At 73.6% G+C, this 23,184-nt stretch carries 21 protein-coding genes; 9 read left to right on the forward strand and 12 right to left on the reverse strand.

The features are described 5' to 3' along the window. Position 1: 1 nt before the first annotated feature. Together SMD11_RS02010 and SMD11_RS02015 are read right to left on the reverse strand one after the other, a co-directional pair. Entirely contained in the window at positions 2-301 is a 300-nt protein-coding gene (locus SMD11_RS02010) for a DUF6247 family protein (protein WP_087924753.1), read from the reverse strand. 129 nt (positions 302-430) lie between these two features. Then, a complete protein-coding gene (locus SMD11_RS02015) occupies positions 431-1,987 on the reverse strand; it encodes a carboxylesterase/lipase family protein (protein ID WP_087924754.1) in 1,557 nt (518 codons plus the stop codon). A 321-nt stretch (positions 1,988-2,308) separates the two neighbouring features. On the opposite strand from SMD11_RS02015, the gene SMD11_RS02020 reads away from it, so the two are divergent. Together SMD11_RS02020 and SMD11_RS02025 are read left to right on the forward strand one after the other, a co-directional pair. Next, positions 2,309-3,238, forward strand: a complete 930-nt coding sequence (locus SMD11_RS02020; protein WP_087924755.1) for a hypothetical protein — start codon at positions 2,309-2,311, stop codon at positions 3,236-3,238. Positions 3,239-3,350: 112 nt separating this feature from the next. Beyond that, positions 3,351-4,355: an L-histidine N(alpha)-methyltransferase gene (locus SMD11_RS02025; protein ID WP_087924756.1), complete on the forward strand. Its 1,005-nt coding sequence runs from the start codon at positions 3,351-3,353 to the stop codon at positions 4,353-4,355. A 75-nt stretch (positions 4,356-4,430) separates the two neighbouring features. Here the strand turns inward: SMD11_RS02025 and SMD11_RS02030 are convergent, their stop codons facing one another. The 5 genes from SMD11_RS02030 to SMD11_RS02050 all read right to left on the reverse strand — a co-directional run bounded on the left by SMD11_RS02030 (position 4,431) and on the right by SMD11_RS02050 (position 10,035). Further along, positions 4,431-5,210, reverse strand: coding sequence for an SDR family oxidoreductase (locus SMD11_RS02030; protein ID WP_087924757.1), 780 nt, complete (start codon positions 5,208-5,210; stop codon positions 4,431-4,433). Between the two features lie 156 nt (positions 5,211-5,366). After that, positions 5,367-7,385 carry a nuclease-related domain-containing DEAD/DEAH box helicase gene (locus SMD11_RS02035; protein ID WP_234365849.1) on the reverse strand — a complete coding sequence of 673 codons (2,019 nt, stop codon included), beginning with the start codon at positions 7,383-7,385 and terminating at the stop codon, positions 5,367-5,369. Between the two features lie 173 nt (positions 7,386-7,558). Beyond that, complete coding sequence (locus SMD11_RS02040) at positions 7,559-7,930, reverse strand: MerR family transcriptional regulator (protein ID WP_199843781.1); 372 nt, start codon at positions 7,928-7,930, stop codon at positions 7,559-7,561. Between the two features lie 26 nt (positions 7,931-7,956). After that, complete coding sequence (locus SMD11_RS02045; RefSeq protein ID WP_087924760.1) at positions 7,957-8,724, reverse strand: SDR family NAD(P)-dependent oxidoreductase; 768 nt, start codon at positions 8,722-8,724, stop codon at positions 7,957-7,959. Between the two features lie 51 nt (positions 8,725-8,775). Further along, positions 8,776-10,035 (reverse strand): DUF1266 domain-containing protein, encoded by a 1,260-nt coding sequence (locus SMD11_RS02050; protein ID WP_087924761.1) that lies wholly within the window; start codon positions 10,033-10,035, stop codon positions 8,776-8,778. 162 nt (positions 10,036-10,197) lie between these two features. On the opposite strand from SMD11_RS02050, the gene SMD11_RS02055 reads away from it, so the two are divergent. Together SMD11_RS02055 and SMD11_RS02060 are read left to right on the forward strand one after the other, a co-directional pair. Then, positions 10,198-11,010, forward strand: coding sequence for an aminoglycoside N(3)-acetyltransferase (locus SMD11_RS02055; RefSeq protein ID WP_087924762.1), 813 nt, complete (start codon positions 10,198-10,200; stop codon positions 11,008-11,010). Positions 11,011-11,155: 145 nt separating this feature from the next. Then, complete coding sequence (locus SMD11_RS02060) at positions 11,156-11,890, forward strand: DUF4097 family beta strand repeat-containing protein (protein WP_087924763.1); 735 nt, start codon at positions 11,156-11,158, stop codon at positions 11,888-11,890. Positions 11,891-11,921: 31 nt separating this feature from the next. On the opposite strand, the gene SMD11_RS02065 is transcribed toward SMD11_RS02060, so the two are convergent. Both SMD11_RS02065 and SMD11_RS02070 read right to left on the reverse strand, forming a co-directional pair. Next, positions 11,922-12,569 carry a DUF4360 domain-containing protein gene (locus SMD11_RS02065; RefSeq protein ID WP_087924764.1) on the reverse strand — a complete coding sequence of 216 codons (648 nt, stop codon included), beginning with the start codon at positions 12,567-12,569 and terminating at the stop codon, positions 11,922-11,924. A 329-nt stretch (positions 12,570-12,898) separates the two neighbouring features. Continuing rightward, a complete protein-coding gene (locus tag SMD11_RS02070; protein WP_087924765.1) occupies positions 12,899-14,416 on the reverse strand; it encodes a serine/threonine-protein kinase in 1,518 nt (505 codons plus the stop codon). A gap of 417 nt (positions 14,417-14,833) precedes the next feature. On the opposite strand from SMD11_RS02070, the gene SMD11_RS02075 reads away from it, so the two are divergent. Both SMD11_RS02075 and SMD11_RS02080 read left to right on the forward strand, forming a co-directional pair. Next, complete coding sequence (locus tag SMD11_RS02075; RefSeq protein WP_087924766.1) at positions 14,834-15,385, forward strand: hypothetical protein; 552 nt, start codon at positions 14,834-14,836, stop codon at positions 15,383-15,385. After that, the gene (locus tag SMD11_RS02080; protein ID WP_324614676.1) at positions 15,382-15,711 is read left to right on the forward strand and encodes a peptidase inhibitor family I36 protein; all 330 of its coding nucleotides are present in this window, start codon (positions 15,382-15,384) and stop codon (positions 15,709-15,711) included. The genes SMD11_RS02075 and SMD11_RS02080 overlap by 4 nt, the downstream gene beginning before the upstream one ends. 158 nt (positions 15,712-15,869) lie before the next feature. Here the strand turns inward: SMD11_RS02080 and SMD11_RS02085 are convergent, their stop codons facing one another. Both SMD11_RS02085 and SMD11_RS02090 read right to left on the reverse strand, forming a co-directional pair. Beyond that, complete coding sequence (locus SMD11_RS02085) at positions 15,870-16,631, reverse strand: trypsin-like peptidase domain-containing protein (protein ID WP_087924767.1); 762 nt, start codon at positions 16,629-16,631, stop codon at positions 15,870-15,872. A gap of 228 nt (positions 16,632-16,859) precedes the next feature. Then, a complete protein-coding gene (locus SMD11_RS02090) occupies positions 16,860-18,179 on the reverse strand; it encodes an aldehyde dehydrogenase family protein (protein WP_087924768.1) in 1,320 nt (439 codons plus the stop codon). 171 nt (positions 18,180-18,350) lie between these two features. On the opposite strand from SMD11_RS02090, the gene SMD11_RS02095 reads away from it, so the two are divergent. Beyond that, positions 18,351-19,046 (forward strand): hypothetical protein, encoded by a 696-nt coding sequence (locus tag SMD11_RS02095; protein WP_234365850.1) that lies wholly within the window; start codon positions 18,351-18,353, stop codon positions 19,044-19,046. 98 nt (positions 19,047-19,144) lie between these two features. Here SMD11_RS02095 and SMD11_RS02100 read toward each other — a convergent pair whose 3' ends face one another. Next, entirely contained in the window at positions 19,145-19,954 is an 810-nt protein-coding gene (locus tag SMD11_RS02100) for a DUF899 family protein (protein ID WP_087924769.1), read from the reverse strand. Positions 19,955-20,295: 341 nt separating this feature from the next. Between SMD11_RS02100 and proP the strand changes: the two genes are divergently transcribed. Then, on the forward strand, positions 20,296-21,813 hold the full coding sequence (proP, locus tag SMD11_RS02105; RefSeq protein ID WP_087930238.1) for a glycine betaine/L-proline transporter ProP: 1,518 nt from the start codon (positions 20,296-20,298) through the stop codon (positions 21,811-21,813). Positions 21,814-22,055: 242 nt separating this feature from the next. Beyond that, a complete protein-coding gene (gene rsgA / locus SMD11_RS02110; protein ID WP_199843782.1) occupies positions 22,056-23,090 on the forward strand; it encodes a ribosome small subunit-dependent GTPase A in 1,035 nt (344 codons plus the stop codon). Positions 23,091-23,184 lie beyond the last annotated feature (94 nt).

Genomic DNA, 23,184 nt, shown 5'->3' on the forward strand with positions numbered 1-23,184 from the left:
GTCACGGGCGCCCTCGCAGGACCTGGTCCAGGTCCACGCCGTCCGCGTCGTCCAGACCCGCGTCGATGAACGCGCCGACGGCCGGGGCGGTGTCGAGGCGGGCCTGCCACGTCCGGACGACCTCGTGCAGCGGGGTCAGGGTGTACGTCGCCCGCGAGTCCTCCAGCGCCTTCCCCCAGTCCCGCTCGAACGCCGGCTCCCACTGGGCGGCGCGCCCGTGGGCACGGATGCGGGCGAGGAGCCGCGCGGCGGCGGCCGGGGCGGGCGGTGGAGCCGGCACATGGCCGGGCTGAGCGCTCATGCGTGTCCTCCAGACGGGTGTCCCCCGCCACGGTACCGCCGGGCCCCCACGCGCACGGACCGGGACGGGACCGTGCGCGGGGGGCCGGGGGCCCGTGGGAGGCGGCGCGTCACCCGGCCCCGTCCGCCGCTACTGGTCGATCAGCGGCAGTACGGGGAAGGCGTGGTCCCGCCAGATGAGCCGGGAGGTCTCCTCCGGGTAGGCGGTGACAGCGGGCTGGGTGTCGAAGACCTGTACGAGGCGTTGTCCGGGGTCGTACGCGGGCCAGCCGGGGTCGCCGTGAGTGGCGAAGGCCGTCCAGGCGGCGCGCATGCGCGCGGACAGCTCCCGCGCCTCCGGGGACGGTTCCTCGCCGATCAGCGCCGCGGGCTGACCACGGTCCAGGTTGCCGAAGACGAGCGGTACGTCGAGGCCGTGGCAGGCGCCGAGGACTCCGCCCATGCCGGGGGCGTGCCAGGTCAGCTCGTAGACGTGGGCACGGCCGCCGCCGGCGGTCCGGGCGTGGGCGAGGTGGAGGGTCGGCATGCGGAACAGCCAGTCGGAACGGACCAGTTCGTACAGCTCGTCAGGGCCCGCGTCCGGGAATCCGCCGAGGTAGCGGCTCGCGCCGTCCCGGCCGGGGGCGAAGAGGCGCAGGGCGGTGGCCGCCTGCTCCCGCGTCACCTGGCCGAGCAGGCCGGCGAGCGCGGTGAGCAGCCGCTGTTCGTCCCGGGTGTGGCCGACGAGGAGTGCGACATCCCGGCCGGCGCCGTCGGCCAGGGCCTGCCATGGGGTGACCGGCAGCGCGTCGCCGTCGACGACCGGCGAGAACGGGACCGACGCGTGCGCGGCCGGGCCCCAGCGGCCGGCCCGCCGGGCCATCGTGGCGCCGACGGCGTCACCGGCGGCGGACAGCCGGGCCGGGTCCACCGTGGACAGGTCGGCCGCCGTGGGCCGCAGCCCCAGCCCGGCGGCGCAGGAGGCGGCGATGTCGGCGGCGAGCCCGGGTGAGAAGAACGTGCCCTGGGCGCTCTGCGCGACGGCCCGGCCGAAGAGCCCTGCCGCGCGCGGCATCGCCAGCAGCGCGGCGACGGACCCGGCGCCGGCGGACTGGCCGAAGAGCGTGACGCGGTCCGGGTCGCCGCCGAAGGCCCGGATGTTCTCACGCACCCACTCCAGGGCGGCGATCTGGTCGAGCAGCCCCCGGTTGGCGGGCGCCCCCTCGATCTGCCCGAAACCCTCGAAGCCCACCCGGTAGTTGAAGGTCACCACGACGACACCGCCCTCGCGCGCCAGGTGTCCGCCGTCGTACTCGGGAAGGCCGGACGTCCCGATCGTGTAGGCGCCGCCGTGGATCCACACCATCACCGGCAGCCGTGCCGCCGGGCCCGGCTCGGGCGTCCAGACGTTGACCGTCAGCCAGTCGTCGCCCGCCGCGTCCCGCGCCAGCGCGTCCATGCCGAAGTGGCCGCCTTGCGGGGGCGGCGGCCCGTACGACACCGCCCGCCGCACCCCGTCCCACCCCCGTACCGGCCGTGGCGCGGCGAAACGCAGCGCACCGACCGGCGGCTCGGCGAACGGGACACCGCGGAAGACCGCCACCCCGCCCTCCCGGCTGCCGCGCAGCGCCCCGGCGACCACGCGGACCTCGGGCCGGGTCCCGGACGGCTCGGACGGATCGGTCGGACCGGACGCGACAACGTTCATCACCACTCCCCCGCCGGGCGACTCGGAGCGCGCTCGCTGGGGTCGCGCCGGCCCGGACACACCGGAGCATCCCGCCGCGTCCGCGAGGCGCGCCAGCCATTTATGGACGGCGTGGGCCACGTCTGGGGCCTGGGAAACGGGTGTTGCGGTGGAGGCGTCCGAACCCCGAGCGGTCGGACACTCATTCTGAGCGACTCGCCGTCTTTGCCCCCTCGTCACCCATTCAGCGCATTGCCCCTCATTTGATGGTATTGCCAGTATGTGGAGGCCACACCGGCCCGAGCCGCCCGAAGCGCTCGACGGATCCGAAGGAGCAGTGTGATGCTGCGAGTGGAAGTCGAGATCTTCTCCGGGCGCCCCAACCCCGCCTGGATCATCACCGACGAGGGCGCGGTCCGTACGCTCCTGTCCGAGGTGGCCGAAGCCGCCGAGGACGTCGTGGGACTGCCCGGCGAGGGGTTCGACGGCCTCGGGTACCGCGAAGTGGTGCTGTCCGCCACCGGCGACGACCAGGCCTGGCCCGACTCCGTGCCCCGCGAGTTCGCCCTGGGCACCACCGGTGCGCGCGACGTCGCCCGTTCCACGGAGCTGGCCCGGCGGGTGGTCTCCGGCATGACCCGTTACGCGGGCACGCCCTTGTACGAGCACCAGCTGACGCCCGTCGACGAGCCGATGCGTGACCTCGTCATGCGGGAGATCGAGCGGTTCGCCGACGCGCCCCCGCCCTTCTTCCGGCCCCCGAGGCTCCCCTCCCACCCCTCGGTGAGGACGGCTCCGGACGGGGACGGCGATTCAGCCGCCGCCTGCCTCGTCGAACTGGGCAACTACAACCCCGCCTTCTGGAACCGCCCCGAGGTGCAGCCCAACAACAACTGCTACAACTACGCGGGCGACCGGCGCACCGACACCTTCGCCCAGCCGGGCCGCGCCCACAGCTCCGAGTTCCGGGCCTACACCTGTCTCGACGTCAGCAACGCCATCCTCATCGACGGCCTGGTGCGCAGCACCCAGTGCCTGCCGGACAGCGAGAACCCCCGGTGGTTCCTGGCCATGGTCATCTGGCCGGGCGCGGACTTCCACTTCTACCGGAAGCACCAGGAGCTGTTCTGGGGGCACAAGCCGGGACGCGACACCGCCCGTAACTACGACAACAGCGGTGTCCGCATCAGCAACCCGGACACCGCCAACCGTGGCCCGTACAGCGACGCCTGCGGGTATTTCTACATGGGCCGTTCCGCCGTCATCCGGTGAGGGCGCTCGCGCCCGTGGGGATCCGGATGCTGTTCGTGGTGTCGTACGCGAGCCACGTACGCGGGGCGGTGTAGGAAGGGTTCGGGGGACGGCCCGAACCCAGGAGCGGTGGATGAGCGCGCAGAGCCCCGGACGTCCCGGGCCCGAGGTCGTCGAGGTCGCCCTCGCGTCGGAACACCGGCCCGGCGGCGGGGAGGACGAACTGCGGGCGGGCCTCGCCGAGCGGCCGCGCAGGATCCCGCACCGCTACGGGTACGACACCGTGGGCTCGCGGCTGTTCGAGGAGATCAGCCGCCTGCCCGCGTACTACCCCCCGCGTGCGGAGCGCACGCTGCTGCGGGACCACGGGGACGAGATGGCGCGCCTGTCGGGCGCCGCCGAGCTGGTGGACCTCGGGGCGGGCAGCGCGGAGAAGTCGGAGATCCTGCTGGCGGCCATGGACGCGCGGGGGCTCCTCGGCGCCTACACGGGGATCGACGTGAGCCTCCAGCCGATGCGGGACGCCGCCCGCCGCCTGGGCGCCCGGTGGCCGACGGCCCGTGTCACGCTCGTGCACGGCGACTTCGCCACCGCCCTGCCGTGGCTCCGGGACCGTGGCACGGGGCGTCTCATGGCGATGCTCGGCAGCACCTTCGGGTGCCTGACGCCGCCCGAGCGGTCCGCCTTCCTGCGCGCCCTGCGGGCCTCGTGCGGCCCGCGTGACCACGTCCTGCTCTGCGCCGACCTCTTCCAGCCCGTGGACACCGTGCGCCGGGCGTACACGGCGGGCTGCGCGGGGGAACGCCCGGTGCGCCGGCTGTTCGCCCTGAACACCCTGGCGCACCTCAACAGGGAGTACGGGGCCGATTTCGACCCCGCGTTCTTCGCGCCGGACGTGGTCTACGACGTCACCCGCCGGCAGGTGCGGGGAGAGATCCGCAGCACCCGGCGGCAGCGTGTGACCCTCCCCCGGATCGGCACGGTCCTCGACTTCGCCGAGGACGAGACGTTCTTCCACGATGTGCTGCACAAGTTCGAGCTGAGCGAACTCGTGCGGGAGCTGGAGTCGTTCGGGTTCCGGTGCCGCGGGCACTGGGTGGAGGAGGAGTTCCAGTACGCGGCCCTGCTCCTGCGCTGAGGGGACCGCTCAGGAGCCGGGGGTGCTGTGGTCAGGTCCCCCACGTGCCCGACCGCCGGGCACCGCTTCCCGCACTCACCACCGGCCGGCCCGCGCACGGGCGGCCAGGTACTCCTCGTACGTTCCGCTGCCCACGGCCCGGTCCGGGGCGAGGTTGCCTCCCGCCTTCAGAGCCCGGACGATCTTTCCCGGCAGCGGTACGGAAACGATCCGGCGGCGCAGGCCCGCCGCCCGGAGCGTGGCGGCCGCGAGGTCGCGGGCGTCGCGCACCTCGGGCCCCGCCATGTCGGGCACCCGCCCCGCGGGCGGCCCTTGGGCGAGCTCCGCGAGGCGATCGGCGACCTCGGTCACCTCGACGGGCTGGCAGCGCAGGCCGCCCGGCACGAGGACGAACGGCAGCCGCCGCTGCACGGTGGTCAGGGTGGCGACCAGGTCGTGGAACTGCGTGGTGCGCAGCACGGTCCACGGCAGGCCCGCCCCCTGGACGAGCCGCTCCGCCGTCCGCTTCGACCGGTAGTAAGGGAGCGGCACCTCGTCGATGCCGACGATCGAGATGTAGACGAGGTGCGGGCCTTCGGGCCGTCGCGCGGCGGCCTCGGTCAGACGGCGGGTCGTCGCGGCGTCGTCACGGGCGTCGGTCGCGCAGTGCACCACCGCCCGCACGTCCTTCAGGGCCGCGTCGAGGCCCTCGCCCTTCGCGAGGTCGCACACCGCCCACTCGCACGGCCGGTCGTCGTCCCACGGCCTCGGCCGGCGGCTCATCACGCGTACGGGCACGTCGTCGGCGAGGAGCCGCGCCACGAGGGCGCGGCCGAGGGTGCCGGTGCCGCCGGTCACCAGGATCGGCCTGTCCATTACTCCCCTGTCTCCGGATCCGGTCGCTCTGTCGGGGACAAGCATGAACGATCTCGTGGGCCGGGCGCCGGGCGGGTACCGGTCACTTCGGCGGCGGCCCGGCCGTGGCGTCCCGGGCCGCCCGGACGCGCCGTCGGCGTCCGCTGCGGTGGCGCGTCACGGGCGGCCGAACGAGCCCAGCCACAGGGTGTCGCGGGCCCGGGTCATGGCGACGAAGAGCTGGCTGCGGTGGAGTTCGCGGCGTTCGCGGGCGACGCCGTCGTCGGTGCCGTCGCCAGGGGCGGCGGTGGCCGGGGCGTCGTGGTCGGGCAGGTGCACGTGCTTGAACTCCAGGCCCTTGGCCCGGTGATAGCTGCCCAGCTTGACGCCGGGCACCGGGCGGCCGTCGTACTGCTCCAGGGTGACCGCGGGTATGCCGGCCCGGGTGAGCAGGCGCCGGTAGCGCTCCCGCTCGGCTCCGGTGCGGCAGAGCACCGCCGAGTCGGGCCACGCCTCGGGTCCCAGGGCGCGCAGGGCGGCGAGGAGGGCCTCGTCGTGCTCGGTGCGGGTCGGCGCGGTGCACCTGGTGACCCGGCCGCCGTCGCCGTAGGTCAGGTCGACGTCGCGGCGCCCGGCCGTCGGGGTGCCGTCGATGTCGTCGAAGGCGTCGTCGGCGACGACCGCGAGCGCGGCGTCCAGGATCTCCTTCGCGTTGCGGTAGTTCGCGCGCAGCACCTGGCCGCGGCCGCGGACGTCGATGCCCGCGTCGGAGAGGCGGAATCCGCCCGGGTAGACGGCCTGCTGCCCGTCACCGACGAGCAGCAGGCCGTTGGCCGCGTCGCCGACGAGCGCGTGGAGCAGGCGTACGCCGACGAACGTGAGGTCCTGCACCTCGTCGACGATCACCGAGGTGTACGGGGTGGCGCCGGGGTGCGCGAGGGCCTCGGCGAGCGCGAGGGCGAGGATGTCGTTGAAGTCGTGCACACCTTTGGCGGTGCGGTTGCGCTCGTACTCCTGGTACAGCGCCCACACGGCCTCGCGGTGCGTCCGGCGCAGGACGGTGCGGCGGCGTTCGCGGCGCAGGGGTGGGGCGTACTGCTCGAAGGACGTGATCCCCCGGCCCTTGATGACGTAGTCGATCTCCTCCTGCCAGTACCCGGGGGCGGGGTCGAGGGTTTCGAGGACCGTGCGGCGGCCGTGGCTCTGCCAGGCGCGGCTGAAGGCGTCGACGGACTTGTCGTGGTCGAGCCGGGTCGCGACACCCCTGTCGCGGAGGAACTGGCCCGCCCACGCGTGCAGGCTGCGGAAGTCGATCCGGTCGGCGACGGCCGGTGCCATCGCCTTGAGGAACGTGCCCTGCACGCGGGGCAGGTTGTTCGCGAACGTCACGTAGAGGATCCGGCCGGAGGTGCGGCGGGCGAGGTGCGCGGCGCGGTGCAGGGCGACGACCGTCTTGCCGGTGCCCGCCGGTCCGCTGACGCGCGCCGGGCCGGACCAGTCGCGGCGTACGAGGGCGAGCTGGTCCGGGTGGAGGAACGTCATCCACTGTTCGATCGGGGCGCTGCGGGCGGCTTCCACTGCCGCGTTCCGTATGCCCTCGACGTCGAAGAGCGCGTCGTCCGGCGCGGGCACGGGCGAGGCGGGGGCCGCCGGGCCGGTACGGGCCGAGGTGTCCTCGTAGGCGGGGAAGGTGCGCTCCAGGTGGTCGGCGACGGCCTTCACCTCGGAGGGGCGCAGCCGGGTCCGCTCGGCTATGAGCGCCGGGGTCACCTCGCGTTCGCCGAGGAGCCGTACGGTGCCGAGGGCGGCGTCCAGGGACCGGCCGGCGAAGACCATGAGCGGCTGGACGGCCACGGGCGAGAGGTTCCGCGCGGAGACGGCGTTCTCGGCGAGCCGGGTCACCTTGAGCAGCTTGCCGATCTCACGGTCGTACGTGCGGCCGCCCGCTGTCAGGTGTCCGTCGACGGCCTCGGGGGCGTGTCGCCAGTTCTTGACGTCGATGACGAAGACGCCGCCGGGTCCGACGAGCAGCATGTCGACGTTGGCCGCGCGCGTCCCGGGCCAGCGCCGGTCGAGGAGCAGCCGCCACCCGCGCCGGGTGAGGACGTGCAGCTTCGCGGCGACCTTCCGTTCGCCCTCACTGGCCGCTTCCCAGTTGCGGACGTCCCATTGCGCGGCCTTGAGCTGCTCACGCAACTCACGTTCGTACCGCCGGGCCTCCTGCGCCCTCTTCCACGCCGATCCCCCCGCGCCCATGTCCGCCCCCTCGCCGCCCCCGGACGTAAAGTAATGATCGTATAACGCATCGGAGTGGGCTCGGGGGGTGCGGCCGCACTTGCCCGGACTCCCGCCGGGGCATGGACGACCGGTCAGGCCGCCGGGCGGATCCGGTCGCCGGCCGTACGGCGGAGCGCCGCTTCCAGGCGGTCGCGGGCCTCGGTCTGGGCAGCGATGCGTTCGTTGAGGACCGCCAGTCGTTCCAGGGCGACTCGCAGGCCCTTGTCCGACGGGGGTGCGGCGGTCACGTCGCCGTCCAGGCAGGGCAGGAACACCTGTACGTCGTCGAGGGTGAGTCCGGCGGCCAGCAGGTAGCGGATGTTGCGGACCCGTACCGCCGCCCGCTCGTCGTAGACGCGGTAGCCGTTGGGGGCGCGCTCGGAGGAGATCAGCCCCGCTTGTTCGTAGTGCCGCAGCGCGCGGGCGGTTGTCCCCGCCGCTTCGGCCAGTTCGCCGATCCTCACCCGTTCCACCTCACGGATCACTCCTATCACGCCACGACCGCCCCACCGTCGACCGGGAGTACGACCCCGGTGACGAACGACGCGCCCGGCGAGGTGAGCTGGGTGATGGCCCAGGCCACCTCCTCGGGCCGGCCGATCCGGCCGAGCGGGGTGTGCGCCAGCTGCCACTCCCGCACCTGGGCCATGCGCTCCGGGGTCAGGCCCTGGTGTTCGCCGATCGGGGTGTCGATCGCTCCGGGGGCGACCGCGACCACGCGGATGCCGCGCGACGCCAGCTCGACCGCCCAGCTGCGGGTGAGCAGTTCCAGCGCGGTCTTGGTCGCGGCGTAGAGGGAGCTGCCGGGCCAGGCCCGCTGGCCCACCGAGGTGCTCACGTTGACGATCGCACCGCCGGCCGTCTCCAGGAGCGGGAGCGCGGCCTGGGTCAGCAGGACGGGGGCGATCAGGTTGGTGCCGAGCTGCGCCGTGATCGCCTCCGGCGTCAGCGTGCCGAGGGCGCCGCCGCGCACGATGCCGGCGTTGTTGACGAGCACGTCCAGCCGGCCGTACCGCTCCAGCACGGCCCGCACGATCCGGTCCGGCTCGCCGTCGGCGGTGATGTCGGCGGGGAGCGGCCTGATCCGGTCGTGCCCGTCGGCGGTCTCCCGGAGCGGTTCGGGCCGGCGCCCGATCGCGACCACGTGGGCGCCCTCGGCGGCGAAGGCGCGGGCGGTGGCCCGGCCGATGCCGGTGCCGGCTCCGGTGACGGCGACGATCCTGCTGTTCTGCTGCGCGGTGCTGTTCATGCCGGTCATCGTGCAACCCTGCCGCCAGCGGCAAGGTCAAACCGCCGCGCGGAAGCCGGTTCAGGGCACGAGGTGGAAGGGAACCGTCCGCCAGGGGCTGTCGGGGTCCGTGGTCAGGGCGCGGTGCGCGTCGAGGACCGTGGTGTACCAGGAGCCGAACCGCTCCTCGTCGAAGTGGAGGCACCGGCCGAGGACGTATCCGGCGGAGAACTCCTCCCAGGAGTCGTAGACGTCCCGCGCTCCGGCGGAGGCGCGTTCGATCGCCGTGCGCATCTCGGATTCCGTGGCGTAGCGGGCGCCCCGGCCCCAGCGGGCCATCTTGGAGGCGCGGCCGAGGTCCCAGGCGGCGACGGAGCGGACGGTGCCGTCGGGGGGCAGGAGGCCGTCGGCGCGGAAGCGGGCCTCGTACCGCAGGATCTCGCCGACCAGGGCGCGCAGGTGGCCGGTGAATTCGCCGAATTCGCGGTCGTCGGTGGGGGTGCCGGTCTCCTGGGCGCGGACGCGCAGGGTGGATTCGACGGTGTCACGCCACCGCTCGGGGTCGACGCGGGCGCCGGGGGCCGCCCGTGTGAGGGCGTGCCGGGCGCCGAGGACGAAGTCCCAGTACCAGGGGCTGACCTCCCGGTCGAGGAGGCGCTCCTCGATCGCGAGCCAGTCGTCGCGGTCGTGGACGCCCCAGTCGTCGGCGATCCGCTCGCGCTCGCCGCGGTAGCCCATGCCGTGCCAGTGCGCGGTGTTCCACGCGTCGCCGTTGGTGAAGCACAGGTGCGCGCCGCAGGCCAGGCCGTGCAGGAGCGGCCCGGGGGCGGGGGCGCCGGTGCGGCGGGTCACGACGCGGTCCATGAGCGCGTCCGGGTCGAACAGTTCGCCGTGGAGGTCGAACCAGGCGTCGCGGTCCTCGTCGCCGGCCGGGAAGTACTGCTCGCACGGCGTGGCCGGGTTGACGGCGAGGATGTCCACGTCGTCGCGGAGGATCTGCGCGAGGGCGCCGAGGGTGACGTACTCGTAGACGAGGACGGGGTGCGGGCGCGGCAGCAGGCCCGGGGTGTACACCTGGGCGACGACGGCGCCGTCGGGGGTCTCCGTGGTGAGCATGGGGTGGGTGCCGGCGGGCGCCGCCTGCGCGTGGTCGAGGCGTACGGGGTAGTAGACGCCTTCGATCGCGAGGGTGCGCAGGTAGGCGTCGGGGTCGCCCTTGCGGCTCAGCTTGTACAGGTGCTGTTCCACATCGGTGGGCGCCTGCCAGCGGGCGCCGTCCTCGGGGGCCGGGACGAGGGGGAAGAACTCGTCGTGCATCTCGTCCTCGGCTGCCGTGCGCATGGATTCCCTTCCGTCCCGGCCCCGTTCCGGTACCGGCCTCAAGATCGGATACGTACGGTAGCGGCGCCCCGGGTGGGACAAGGACCCGGGGCGGCCGGGGCAGGAGGTGCTGTCGAGAAATACAGTGGTTTGTGGGGACGGGCTCGGGCACACTCGGCCGTTATGTCGACGACTCCTGTGACCGGCCCCCTGTGTACGCGCGCGTCGCTCGCCGCCGAGCTGCGGGCGCTGGGCGTACGCCCCGGTGAGACGCTCCTGGCACACACCTCCCTCAGCTCGCTCGGGTGGGTGTCCGGCGGCGCGCCCGCGGTCGTCCTGGCACTGCTCGACGTCCTGGGCGAGGACGGGACGCTCGTGGTGCCCACGCACTCCGGTGACAACTCCGACCCCTCGGAATGGTGCAACCCGCCCGTGCCCGAGGCGTGGTGGGAGGACATCCGCGCGTCGATCCCGGCCTACGACCCGCGCACCACCCCCGGCTACGGCATCGGGATCGTCCCGGAGACCGTCCGCACCTGGCCGGGCGCCGTCCGCAGCGCCCATCCGCAGACCTCTTTCGCCGCCGTGGGCCCGCGGGCCACCGCGTTGGTGGACGGTCACGCCCTCGACTGCCGGCTCGGGGAACGCAGCCCGCTCGCCCGGCTGGAGGAAGCCGGGGCACGGGTCCTCCTGCTGGGCGCCGGCTACGCCTCGTGCACGGCGTTCCATCTGGCCGAGTACCGGCTCCCCGAGCCGCCGCTGATCGAGAACTCCTTCGCGGTCATGACGCCGCGGGGCCGCCGGTGGAGCACCGTGCGCGACACCGCGATCAGCGAGGAGGGGTTCGCCGGGCTGGGCGCCGCCTTCGAGAGGGAACGGCCGGTGGTACGGGGCGCGGTGGGGGCGGCCGAGGCCCGGCTGTTCCCCCTGGCCGACGCCGTCGCGTACGCGGAGGACCGGCTGGCCGCGCACCGGCCGCCCACGGCCTCCGCCTGAACGCGCCGCGGTGGTGGTGAGCGTGCCCTCCCGCATACGGGGGTTTACCCCATGTCCGCGCTCGCGGGCGGGCACGTAGCCTCGTCGGGGTTCCCGTCGGAACGTCCGACGGCGACCCTCGTATCCCAGGAATGGTGGAAAGTTCATGCGTGCGCGTCCCCTGCGTCTGCTCACCGCCGTCGTGACGGCCGGAATCGCCGTCGGCGGCCTCAGCGCCTGCGGCCTGACCAGGGAGAACTTCGAGGACGACGCCACCCTGTCGCAGAAGATCACCTCCGTGCGGCTCGACACCGGCTCCGGCGGGGTGACCCTGCGCGGCAAGGAGGGGGCCACCGAGGTGAGGATGCACCGGTACGTGGAGTACGGCGGGGACCGCCCGGAAGGCGCGACGCACCGCGTGGAGAACGGTGTGCTGATCCTGAACGGCTGCGGCGAGGACTGCTCGGTGGCCTACGACATCGACCTGCCGGCGGGGCTGCCGGTGACGGGCGGGACCGGCAGCGGCGCGGTCAAGCTGTCCGGGGCGGGCGCCGTGAAGGTGACGACCGGCTCCGGGGCCATCGACCTGTTCGACACCCTCGGTCCGGTCGACGTGCGGGCCGGCAGCGGTGCGATCACCGGGCGCGGGCTCAAGGGCGGGCCCGTCGAGGCCGAGACCGGCAGCGGTGCCATCACGCTCACCGTCTCCTCGCCCCAGGACGTACGGGCGGAGGCCGGCAGCGGTGCCGTCACCCTGACCACCCCGGGCAGCGGGCGGTACCAGGTGACCGCCGAGACCAAGAGCGGCGGCCAGGACATCGCCGTGCCCAACGACCCGTCGGGCACGCGCCGGCTCCAGCTGAAGACCGGCAGCGGGGCCATCACGGTCAAGCGCTCCTGAGCGCGCCGGGCCGCACCGGGGCGGTCCCGTCTCAGGTCGTGGGGCAGCGTTTCCAGGCGAGGCGGTAGACCGTGTCGGCGCTGTCGGGCGTCGCGCCGAAATTGAGGTGACTGCCGGTCGCCGAAGGGCTGGAGGTACCCGCGTCCACCTGCAACGCCATGGTGAGGTTGAGAAGCCGGTCCTCTCCGCACGGGGCGAAGACGAGGTTCCTCTCATCGGTGACGTCGGACTCCTCCCACCCGCCCTCGAACGGGCCGGAGAAGGGGTGGGACACAGAGGTCGTCGACGGCGAGCCCTGGAAGTAGTTGCCGGCTTTCACCTGACCTCCGGCCCCCTTCTCCAAGGAACCGAAGCCTCCGTAGCGCGTCCCGGCGATCGCGTACGTGTAGCCCTGCGGGAGATCCGCGTCCAGGGTCATCTGGCAGTTCTTGCGGGCGTCGGACGGCTTCGAGCCGGCGGCCACCCGGACGGAGAGGCCACCGGACCGGACGGTGAACTCGGTGTTGTCCGGCGAGACCGCCACCGACATATACCTTGAGGAACAGTGGCCCACGACCGTCCTGATCTCCATGAAGACCCTGCCCGACGGAGGCGGCTCCCCGGAGGCGGCCGGTGCGGGTGACAGCGCGGCCGCCACCAAGGCCGCGGCGGTACCGGCGATCAGCACGGGAGTGAACAAGGGGAACCCCTTCCGTCGCTCTTCCGCTGTTCCGTTCTTCCGCAGGACCGCCGCGCGGCATCCATGCCACCACCGCGCACGAGGCGTGTACAGGCCCGAGACCGGGTCAAGTGCCGTACCGGACACGGATGGTGTTCACCCGTCAGAGCGAAGACCGCAAGCCGCTCGCCGGGCCCGGGGTGGCATCGCCGAGCTCGACGCCGACGGCAGCGGGCGGATCGACCCCGAGGAGTTCCTGAAGGCGGTGAAGCGCTTCTGCACGAGCTGATGCCCGGGCCCGGCCGGGTGGCCGGCGGCGGAGCGCGGTGTTCCCGGCGGCGGAGGCGCGGTCAGGCGCGGGTGCAGCGGCCTCTCGGGCTGGACGCCGGAGGGCGGCACTGGAGCCCGAAGTCGTCCGCGCTCAGGCTCAGATAGCGGCCGATGCACGCGTTGGCCGAGGTCAGACCGCGCGCGTCGCAGAAGGACAGGGCCGCGCGGCCGTCGCCGAACGGGCCCGGGGCGTAGATCACCCAGTAGCCGGGGCGCAGCGAGGCGTAGTCGTCGCTGCGGAGGTGGATCGCCTCGGGCACGGTCCGCCGGACGGCGGCGAGCCGCCGGTCGCGGGCGGCGGTGCCGGAGCCGAGGGGCTCGGAGAAGAGCTGGGCGATCCAGCGGTCCCGCGTCACGGCCGGTACGGACGGCCGCGGCGCGGCGGACGTGGCGGGCTCCTCGTCGGGTGTCCGCCGGGGCGTGGGGTTCTGCTGCCGGGCGGGGGACGGTGGCGCCGAGGCGGCCGGTGGCGCGGCGGCGGAGGGGCTCGCGCCGGCGGACACCCGGTCGTCCCCCTGGCCGCGCAGGGTGAGTACGAGCGCGGTCGTCGCGGCGATGACCAGGACCGCGGCCAGGGCGAGGACGACCGCCGTCCGGCCGCGCGGCCGGCCCCGGGTGTTCCCGGACGCCGGCGCCGGCCGTGGGCCGTCGCGCCGGGTGGGCACGGGCGGTATGGGCCCGGCGGGTGCCGGAGGCGCGGGCGCGGTGACCGTCGGCCGCGCCCACTGAGGCGCCGTGCCCGACTCCGCCTGCGCCAGCATCGCGTCGAGCCGTGCGGCGTCGGGGCGGGCGGCCGGGTCCCGGACGAGCAGCGCCTGGAGGACGGGGGCGAGCGGCCCGGAGCGCACCGGCGGCGGCACGGGGTCGTCGAGCACCGCCGCCAGGGTGGCCAGGGTGGTGGGCCGGCGCAGCGGGCTGACGCCTTCGCCGCACACGTACAGCACCAGGCCCAGGGACCAGAGGTCGGACGCGGGGTCGTCGTCCTGGCCGCGGATCCGCTCGGGTGCGATGTACTCGGGTGAGCCGATGAGTTCGCCGGTGGCGGTGAGCGACGTGGAGCCGCTCAGTGCCGCGATGCCGAAGTCGGTGAGGACCGCGGTGCCGTCGGCGCGCAGCAGGATGTTGGCGGGTTTGACGTCCCGGTGCCGGATGCCCGCGGTGTGCGCCGCCCGCAGCGCGGAGAGCACTTGCCGGCCGATGCGCGCCGTCTCCGCCGGGGACAGGGGGCCGGTGCCGAGTCTCTCCTGGAGGGAGGTGCCGCCGACGAGTTCCATCACGATCCACGGGTGGGGTTCCGTGTCCACGATGTGATGGATCGTCACAACGTGCGGGTGGCTGAGGCGGGCGAGGGCCCGGGCTTCCCGCAGTACGCGTTCGCGCGTGTCGTGGGAGGGGGCCGTGTCGGACCGGACGGCCTTGAGGGCGACCTCGCGGTCCAGCATCGTGTCCCGGGCCCGCCACACCGTTCCCATGCCGCCGGCGCCGAGCCGCGCGATCAGCTCGAACCGGCCGTCGACCATGTCCCCCGGTACGTTCATGGCCGCCAGGCTAGACCGGGGACGGGCGGCCCGGCAGGCGTCCGGCGGGATCGGACCGCCCTCGGGGGTTCACGGCGCCGTCGGCGCCCGTCGCCGGAAGAACTCGGAGAACCCAAAGGGCACGAAGAGGCTCTGTCGCACATCCTGCCTCTATAGTCACCTTTACGGGTGATAGGGCGCATGGCTCCGTCACGGCTGGGGAGAGTGGCCGTGCACAGGCCGATCACCGCCTCTCGGGGGACCCTCCGCACATGCGCCGACCCGTCACCGCCTCCGCCACGTCCAGCACGGCTCGCACCACGACTGCGGGCACGCCCGCGGACGAGGACGTACCACCGGGACGGAGGCACCTCCGGCCGGAGCTCCACCGACCGGCCCCGGGAGACGCCTGGGGGCGTGAGCCGGGCTGATCCGCACATGCGCCCTCGCACCCGGCCGGCCCGTCCGCCGGCCGCCCTCCCGCTCCTCGCCGGCCTTCTCATGGCCGCGTGCCTCCTGACCGGATGCGCGGAGCCCGCCCACCGGCCCGCTCCGGACGAGGTGGTCAAGGCCGCGACCCAGCGCCTGACCGACGTCTGTCTCACGCGTCAGGGCCTCGCACCGCCGCGTCCGGGACAGGGCCCGTCGCCGGCGGCGGAGCAACGGCGGGTGAACGCCGCGCTCTTCGGGACGGGCCGGACGGAGCTCTCCGTCGCCCTGCCCACCGGCTATGTCGTCCGCGCCCACACCGACGGCTGCCTGGCCGCGGCCCAGCGGCGGCTCTACGGCGACCAGCGCCGCTGGTTCCGCACGTCGGTGGTCGTCAACAACCTCCGGCCCGAGGCCGAACACACCCACCGCAGCCTCACCGAGGTCCGTGCGTCGCACGGTGCCGAGATCGCCGACTGGCGGCGGCTGCGCGCGCACGCCCTCTCCGAAGCCACTGCCCTTCTCGACGAACCACTACCCACGGGAGAACCACGACCATGAAGCGCCTCACCGCTTTCCTCGCCGCCACCCTGATCTCCACCGGCGCCGTCCTGGCCACCTCGGCCACCGTTCAGGCGGCGGACTGCCGCAGCGGCTACTTCTGCGTCTGGACGAACGCGAACTTCGACGGCATGAAGATCGAGCACAGCGGCGACGACCACTGGTGGGAGGGCGACATGTTCAAGCACGACTCCTCCTGGGCGAACCACGGCGTCTCCGGGCCGGGTGTCAAGGACCACGTGAAGGTCTACGAGGGCCGCAAGCTGCTGGGGCGTGTCAACCTCTGTCTGGCCCCCGGCCAGGAGGTCGGCTACAGGGGGACGTGAACGACAAGGGCGGCTCCCACACCTGGGCCTCCGGCTGCTGAGACCGGTCCGAGGACCGTGCTGACGCCCGTTCCCCCGCCCGGACCCGGGCGGGGGAACGGCCACGGGCCCGTCCCGGCGAGGATGCCGGGACGGGCCCGTGGATGCGCGGGAGCCGATCAGGTCGCGAGGTGGAAGCCCGCGCCGACGCCGCCGTTGGCGTTCATCTCGGCGATGATGCTCAGGATCGGCGAGCTGTGCTGGGCGCCCCAGGCGTTGCCGACCAGCGTCTGGCCGACCACGACGGGGGAACCGGAGTCACCGCCGTTGGTCCAGATGAGGTGGGTGAACCACATGCCGTTGGTGCCCAGCTTGATGCCGCAGGTGAGGCCGGTGCGGTGGCCTTCCTTGCACATGCGGACGCCGTTGGCGGGCGGGGCTCCGATCGAGCTGATGGTCACCCCGCCGACGGTCGCGGTGGGCGCGACTCTGCTCTCGTCCAGCTTGATCACCGCGTAGTCCAGGCCCTTGGGCCCGGTGTTGAGCAGGTTGTTGGGCGTGCTGACGTACGTCACCGTGCCGATGACGCCCGCCTCCAGGTCGGGGCGGCTGTCGGTGAGCGGTGCCGGGGCCGCGGCCGTGCCCGCGGGCGAGGAGTCGCGGTAGACCTTCTCGCCGACCAGCTTGTTGCCCTTGTCGTCGATGAAGCAGTGGGCGTTGGTCAGGCCCACCAGGTTGCCGGCCGTGTCACGGCCGACCGCGGTGAGGGTGCATATCTGATAGCTGGTGGGCGCCTCCGGGGTCGGCGAGATCCGGAAGATGAGTCCGGTGCCGCCACCGACGGCCGTGCGGGCGTCCGCGCTCGCGGACGGGGTGGCGGCGGCGAGAGGCACGACCGCCAGGAGGGCGGCGAGGCCGAGGGCACGCAACGCGCGCAGCATACGATCACTTCCCGTGTGGGCTGGGGACAGCGACCGGAGCGGAATCTCCAACTCCGGTCGCCCGCCGGGCCGGCGGGCAGGCAACAGGGGATCACACTCGGCTACCAACCGGTAGGGGCACGGCTCCCCCGGCTCACCCGGCGGCCTCAGGACCGCCGCCGCCGGCGGTCCCGGCACCACAGGGCCCGGGGCACGGTGGCGCCCGAACTCCCAGGGCGCGTACGCCTCTCAGGACAGCGGCTTCTCCAGAACGGCCTTCCGGTGGCTGAACGTCTCGATCGAGTAGCGGCCGTGGTAGTTACCCATGCCACTCTCACCGACACCGCCGAACGGCAGGTCGGAGACCGTGAGGTGAGCGAGCGGCAGGCCGAGACCGAGGCCGCCGGAGGAGGTCTCGGCGGCGAGGCGGCGGCGGGTCGTCGCGGATTCGGTGAAGGCGTACAGCGCCAGCGGCTTGTCGCGGTCGTTGATGAAGGCGATGGCCTCGTCCAGGCCTGGGACCGTGACGATCGGCAGGATGGGTCCGAAGATCTCCTCCCGCATCACCGGCGCCTCGGGGGACACATCGGCCAGGACGGTCGGGGCGATGTACTTCGTGGCGCGGTCGCTGCCGCCGCCGGTCACGACGCGGCCGGAGCCGAGCAGGGCGGTCAGCCGGTCGAAGTGGCGCTCGTTGACGATCCGCCCGTAGGCGTCGGACGTCGCCGGGGTGGGCCCGTAGAGCTTCTCGACGGCCTCCACCAGGGCGGGTTCCAGCGCGCGGGCCGTCCCGGGATCCGTGAGGACGTAGTCGGGCGCGACGCAGGTCTGGCCGGCGTTGAGGAACTTGCCGGCCGCGAGCCGCGCCGCGACGGTCGCCAGGTCGGCGTCACGGTCGACGAACACCGGCGACTTGCCGCCCAGCTCCAGGGTGACCGGGGTGAGGTGCTCGGCGGCGGCCGCCATGACGATGCGGCCGACGGTGCCGTTGCCGGTGTAGAAGATGTGGTCGAAGCGCTCCGCGAGCAGGGCCGTGGTCTCGGGGACGCCGCCTTCGACGACGGCCACCGCGTCGGTGTCGAGGTACCGGGGCAGGAGGCGGGCGAGGGCGGCGGAGGTGGCGGGCGCCAGCTCGCTGGGCTTGGCGACGACCGCGTTGCCGGAGGCGAGCGCCCCCACCATGGGGGCGAGCAGCAGCTGCGCGGGGTAGTTCCAGGGCGCGATGACCAGCACGACGCCCAGCGGGTCGTACTGCGTCCAGGCCGTGGCCTCGCCCAGGTGCGGCGGGACGGGGGCCGGCTCGGGGCGCAGCCAGGCGTCGAGGTGGTCGAGGGTGTGGTCGATCTCGCGGATCGTGAAGTCGATCTCGGTGCGGTAGGCCTCGTACGCGCTCTTGCCGAGGTCCGCGTGGAGGGCGGCGGTGAGCTCCGCGTCGCGCTCGGTGAGCATCGCGCGCAGGCCGCGCAGCTGGGCCGTGCGCCACTCGGTGGGCTTGGTGCGGCCGGTGCGGAAGGTGGCGCGCAGGCGGGCGACGGCCTGGGCGGGCCGCTCGGGGGCGGGGTGGTGCACGGGAGCCTCGATCGCGGTTGTGGGGCTGGAACGACGCTTGCTTGATGTCCTCAAGCAACCACTTCGATGTAAACACCAACATTTAAGCCAGTCAAGTAATTCCTGTACCTCCGAAGCCTGGGCGGAGTGTCGGTCGGAACATCTGTTCGATCGATATGAGAGGTTGGAGGCATGACTTCCGCTTTCGAGACTTTTCATGACCGCGACACCGCCCCCGCCGGTCACTGGCCCGACGACGACCGCACGCTGGCGGTCGCCGTGGCCCGCGACGGGGACACCGTCGTCGGCTCGGTCGCGCTGCTCGACCTGGGCGCGGAGGACAGCGCGCTGAGGATCGTCGCGCTGCCGGACGCCACCGACGACACCTGGGTACCGCTGATGCGGGAGGCGGCGCGGGTCGCGCGGGAAGCCGGCGGCACGGTGCTGCGGTGGGTCGCGGAGACCGACGGGATGCCCGAGCGGGCCGTGGCGGAACTGGGCGCGACCGAGGGCGGGGAGATCTACCGCTGGTGGCGGCTCACCCTGCCGGCCGCGCGCACGGGCCCGGCCGGGGACGCGGTGCGGAGCCTGCCCGCCCCGGACGGCGCCGCTTTCCGGCTCGGGCTCGACGGCGCCCTGTTCGACGTGGAGGTCGAGGGCGGTACGGCGGTCCTGGCACACGACCGCGAGGAGGAGGGGACGGCCGCCGGACTCACGGAGCTCCTCGCCGCGGTGCTGGGCAAGGTGAGCGCCGAGCACCCCGAGGCCGGCGAGGCGGAGGCGTACGCGGACTCCCGCGACGACGCGCTCGTCGAGGCGATGCGCGCCCTGGGCTTCACCCCGACCGACCGGCGGGCCGCCGAGTACCACCTCGCACTCCGGCCCTGAGGCCGGCGGGCCCCGCAGAGGTGTACCGAACGTGGCGCGGGCGGCCGGGAGGATCCGATCCGACCGGACGTCAGGTGTGACCCGGCCGCGAACGCGCGTCAGTGCTCGTGCCGGCCGAGGGTCTCCACGGGGGTCGCGCCGGGGCGGGTCCACTGCGGCACGGGCCGGCTGGTCGGGCCCCAGGTGGCGTTCCCGTCCGCGTCCGAGCGCCAGTACCAGCAGGCCTGGCGGCCCACGGACGGGTACCCCTCGCGGACGTCGCCGATCACGGGCCGTCCCTCGGGGTTGTCCTCCCACGCCTCGCCACGGCCGTAGGGCGTCATGTCGAGCAGGCCGAGCGACCCGTTGACCGGTTCGTTGCCACGCCCGGTCGTGGAGTAGGTGAGGAACGCGCGGTCGCCGTCGCGCAGGAAGCAGGCGATGTGCCCCATTTCCCCGCCGATCGGCTCCTCCACGCCCCGCACCGAGTACCAGGGCTGGGTGTAACCCATGAACGCGACGTAGGGCACCACCTCGTCCCAACGGCCGGTGGTGAGGAGGGCGAACGAGACGCCGCGGGCGTTGAGGTAGACGGCGTCCTTCATGTGCCAGGCCGTGGTGGTGCAGCCCTCGCACTGTCCCTGGTGCGGCGCGCCGTCGTACCACATGTGTTTGTAGACGACGAGCTCGTCACGGCCCTGGAACAGGTCCAGGAACGGGACCGGGCCGTCGTCCCCGATGACCTCGGCCGTCCCGTCGAACTCCACCATCGGCAGCCGGCGGCGGGCCGCAGCGAGGGCGTCGCCCTCGCGGGTGTGGGCCTTCTCGCGGGCCAGGAGCGCGTCACGGGCGGCCTGCCAGGTGGCCAGATCGGCGACGGGCGGGCGGCCGGGCAGCGCGTCGGCCGGGTCACTCGGCGTGCTCGTCATGGCGTCCTCCGGGGTGTCTTGTGCCGGGCGGCGTCGTGAGACGTCCTACGACGCATACCAGAAGAGGCTTCCGGCCGGCCGGAACACGGCGGTCGCCGGCACCGGCCGGGACCAACCGTCCGTCGGCTGCCGGGCCCCGGGCGGGTCGGGGCCGCGCGGAGGGCCGGGCGGGGTTCAATGCATGAACCGCAAGATGCGGCCCATGAGTATGTGAACGCCCCAGGAGCCCCAGGAGCTGTACCCCGACCCACCGGCAGGTGACCGTGAGCGCCGATCGCAGGAAGACCCCGAAGCCCGGACGCGCCGCCCCCTCGCGCGGCGGCGCGGTGGCCACCGACAGGATGCTCCGCACCTTGCTGCGGCGTCGCAAGAAGTCGCTGAGCATCGAGGACGTCACGGTCACCGACCGCCCCGAGGTCCGCCGGGCGGTGCTCGCGGCCGCGCTGGGCAACATGATGGAGTGGTTCGACTTCGGGGTGTACGCCTATATGGCGGTCACCCTGGGGAAGGTCTTCTTCCCCTCCAGTTCGTCCGGCGCGCAGGTCATCTCCACCTTCGCCACCTTCGCGGCCGCCTTCCTCGTCCGGCCGCTCGGCGGCCTGGTCTTCGGGCCGCTCGGCGACCGCATCGGGCGCCAGCGGGTGCTCGCCGCCACGATGATCATGATGGCGGTGAGCACCTTCGCCGTCGGCTTCCTGCCGGCCTACGCGACGGCCGGGTTCGTCGCACCGCTGCTGCTGCTCGTCTGCCGTCTGGTGCAGGGCTTCTCGACGGGCGGCGAGTACGCAGGGGCCACCACGTACATCGCCGAGTACGCGCCCGACACCCGCCGTGGATTCCTGGGCAGCTGGCTCGACTTCGGGACGTTCGTCGGTTACGCGCTGGGGTCGGGTCTGGTGACGGTGCTCACCGTGGTCCTGGGGACGGACGGGATGACGGACTGGGGATGGCGGCTGCCGTTCCTGGTCGCCGGGCCGCTCGGGCTGATCGGCCTGTACATGCGGATGCGCCTGGAGGAGACGCCCGCCTTCCGCGCGGAGACCGAGGCCGCGCGGGAGCGTACGGCCGGGGCCGGCACGGGGGACGACGAGGTGGAGGAGGCGCGCCAGTCCGGCCGCGGGCGGCTCAAGGAGATCTTCACCGGGCACTGGCAGGCGGTGCTGATCTGCATGGGCCTGGTGGTCGTCTACAACGTCACCAGCTACATGGTCACCTCGTACCTGCCGACGTACATGACCCAGACGCTCGGCGAGGACCCCACGACCGCGCAGTTGCTGATCCTCGGCACCATGGTCCTGGTGGCCCTGACCATCACGGTGGTGGGCCGCTCCTCCGACCTCTGGGGGCGCAGGCCGATGTTCATGGCGGGCAGCGCCGCCCTGATCGCGCTCGCCGTCCCCTCGATGCTCCTGGTCCGGGCCGGCGGGGCCCTCCTCCCCGCCTTCGGCTGCCTGATCCTCGGGCTGCTGCTGGTGTGCTTCGCGGGGACCTCCGCCGCGACGCTGCCGGCGCTCTTCCCGACCCGGCTGCGTTACGGGGCGCTGTCCGTCTCGTACAACATCTCCGTGTCGCTCTTCGGCGGCACCACTCCCCTGGCGGTGTCCGCCCTCCTCGAGTCGACGCGCGACACCATGGTTCCCGCGTACTACCTGATGGCGGCGGGGGCGATCGGGCTCGTCTCGGCGTTCTTCCTCCACGAGACGGCGGGCCGGCCGCTGCGCGGCTCGGGGCCGATGGTGGAGACGCCGGAGGAGGCACGGCTGCTGGTCGCCGGCAGCCGGACAGAAGCCGGCCGGCACGCCAGGGACATCTGGATGCGTCTGCGGCACCCGGGGCGCCGGCATCACGACGAGCACTGATCCCGGGCGGGCGGGCCGCCGCGGCGGGCGCGCGGCGACCCGGGTGCCCACCGAAAATCGTTCGCTCTCGGCGGGGCGGCCCGGATAGCGTGGACGAGAGCCGCGGGAAGCGCGGACGGACACCTTGGAGGGCCGGATGAAGAACGTCGCTGTGGCAGGCCCGTCCCGAGTCCTGTCTTCCCGGGCACCCGCCTGAGCCGTCGCTCCGGGGGCTGCCCGTCTTCCCGAAGGGCGCCACTCCGTTGGCTTCTGTCTCTCACGACCTTTCCACTCTCGGCTGGGACGACGGCTTCGCCGCGTCCCTGAAGCCGGATCACCTTCCCGCGCGGGTCACGCGCGTCGACCGTGGCACGTGTGACGTGCTCACCGCCGACGGCGAGGCACGCGCGGCCCACAGCGGCGCGCTCAAGCGGGCCGCCGCCGCCGACCCGGTCGCGCTCCCCTGCGTGGGCGACTGGGTGGCCCTCCAGGGCGAGATCCAGGAGGTCCTGCCGCGCCGGACCGCGATCGTCCGCGCCGGTGTCACCCCGGGCGTCTCGCACGGCCAGGTACTGGCCGCCAACGTGGACGTCGTCTACATCGCCGAACCGGCCGTGCCCGGGGTCGACCTGGGCCGGATCGAACGTTTCCTGGCCCTGGCCTGGGAGAGCGGCGCCCAGCCGGTGGTGCTGGTCACCAAGGCCGACCTCGCCTCGGTGGACCTCTCCGAGGTGGAGGCGGCCGCGCCCGGGGCGACCGTCCGGGCGGTCTCGTCGGCCACGGGCGAAGGCCTGGAGGAGGTGCGGCTCCCGGCCGGCCGGACGGCCGTCCTGCTCGGCAGGTCCGGCGCGGGCAAGTCGACGCTCGTCAACGCCCTGGCCGGGGCCGGTCGCATGGCCACCCAGGAGATCCGGGCGGCCGACGGGCGCGGCCGGCACACCACCGTCCACCGCCAGCTGCTGGTCCTCCCCGACGGCGGCCTGATCATCGACACGCCCGGACTGCGCAGCGTCGGGCTCTACGACGCCGAGGAAGGCCTGACCCAGGTCTTCTCGGAGATCGAGGAGCTGGCCGCCCGGTGCCGGTTCCACGACTGCGTCCACGAGGCGGAGCCGGGCTGCGCGGTGCTGGCGGCGGTCGAGGAGGGTGAGCTGCCCGAACGGCGGCTGGCCTCCTGGCGCAAGCTCCAGCGGGAGGCGGCCTGGGCGGCCTCCCGCACCGACGCCCGGCTGAGGGCGGAGAAGACCCGCGAATGGAAGATCATCCACAAGTCCATGCGCGGGAGGAACCGCCCGTAGCCCTTCGCCGTGCGCGCACCCGGTGACAGGTGCGCGCACGACCGGGAGCGGGCCGGCGTGCCGGAGGCGTACTCGTCGTACGGGCGGTGCCCCA

The organism is Streptomyces albireticuli (assembly GCF_002192455.1).
In the GTDB taxonomy this organism is placed as follows: domain Bacteria; phylum Actinomycetota; class Actinomycetes; order Streptomycetales; family Streptomycetaceae; genus Streptomyces; species Streptomyces albireticuli_B.

Coding starts and splice junctions, on each gene's coding strand:
- SMD11_RS02010 (WP_087924753.1), bottom strand. CDS start 301: ATGAGCGCTCAGCCCGGCCATGTGCCGGCTCCACCGCCCGCCCCGGCC.
- SMD11_RS02015 (WP_087924754.1), bottom strand. CDS start 1,987: ATGAACGTTGTCGCGTCCGGTCCGACCGATCCGTCCGAGCCGTCCGGG.
- SMD11_RS02020 (WP_087924755.1), top strand. CDS start 2,309: ATGCTGCGAGTGGAAGTCGAGATCTTCTCCGGGCGCCCCAACCCCGCC.
- SMD11_RS02025 (WP_087924756.1), top strand. CDS start 3,351: ATGAGCGCGCAGAGCCCCGGACGTCCCGGGCCCGAGGTCGTCGAGGTC.
- SMD11_RS02030 (WP_087924757.1), bottom strand. CDS start 5,210: ATGGACAGGCCGATCCTGGTGACCGGCGGCACCGGCACCCTCGGCCGC.
- SMD11_RS02045 (WP_087924760.1), bottom strand. CDS start 8,724: ATGACCGGCATGAACAGCACCGCGCAGCAGAACAGCAGGATCGTCGCC.
- SMD11_RS02050 (WP_087924761.1), bottom strand. CDS start 10,035: ATGCGCACGGCAGCCGAGGACGAGATGCACGACGAGTTCTTCCCCCTC.
- SMD11_RS02055 (WP_087924762.1), top strand. CDS start 10,198: ATGTCGACGACTCCTGTGACCGGCCCCCTGTGTACGCGCGCGTCGCTC.
- SMD11_RS02060 (WP_087924763.1), top strand. CDS start 11,156: ATGCGTGCGCGTCCCCTGCGTCTGCTCACCGCCGTCGTGACGGCCGGA.
- SMD11_RS02070 (WP_087924765.1), bottom strand. CDS start 14,416: ATGAACGTACCGGGGGACATGGTCGACGGCCGGTTCGAGCTGATCGCG.
- SMD11_RS02075 (WP_087924766.1), top strand. CDS start 14,834: ATGCGCCCTCGCACCCGGCCGGCCCGTCCGCCGGCCGCCCTCCCGCTC.
- SMD11_RS02080 (WP_324614676.1), top strand. CDS start 15,382: ATGAAGCGCCTCACCGCTTTCCTCGCCGCCACCCTGATCTCCACCGGC.
- SMD11_RS02085 (WP_087924767.1), bottom strand. CDS start 16,631: ATGCTGCGCGCGTTGCGTGCCCTCGGCCTCGCCGCCCTCCTGGCGGTC.
- SMD11_RS02095 (WP_234365850.1), top strand. CDS start 18,351: ATGACTTCCGCTTTCGAGACTTTTCATGACCGCGACACCGCCCCCGCC.
- SMD11_RS02100 (WP_087924769.1), bottom strand. CDS start 19,954: ATGACGAGCACGCCGAGTGACCCGGCCGACGCGCTGCCCGGCCGCCCG.
- proP (WP_087930238.1), top strand. CDS start 20,296: ATGCTCCGCACCTTGCTGCGGCGTCGCAAGAAGTCGCTGAGCATCGAG.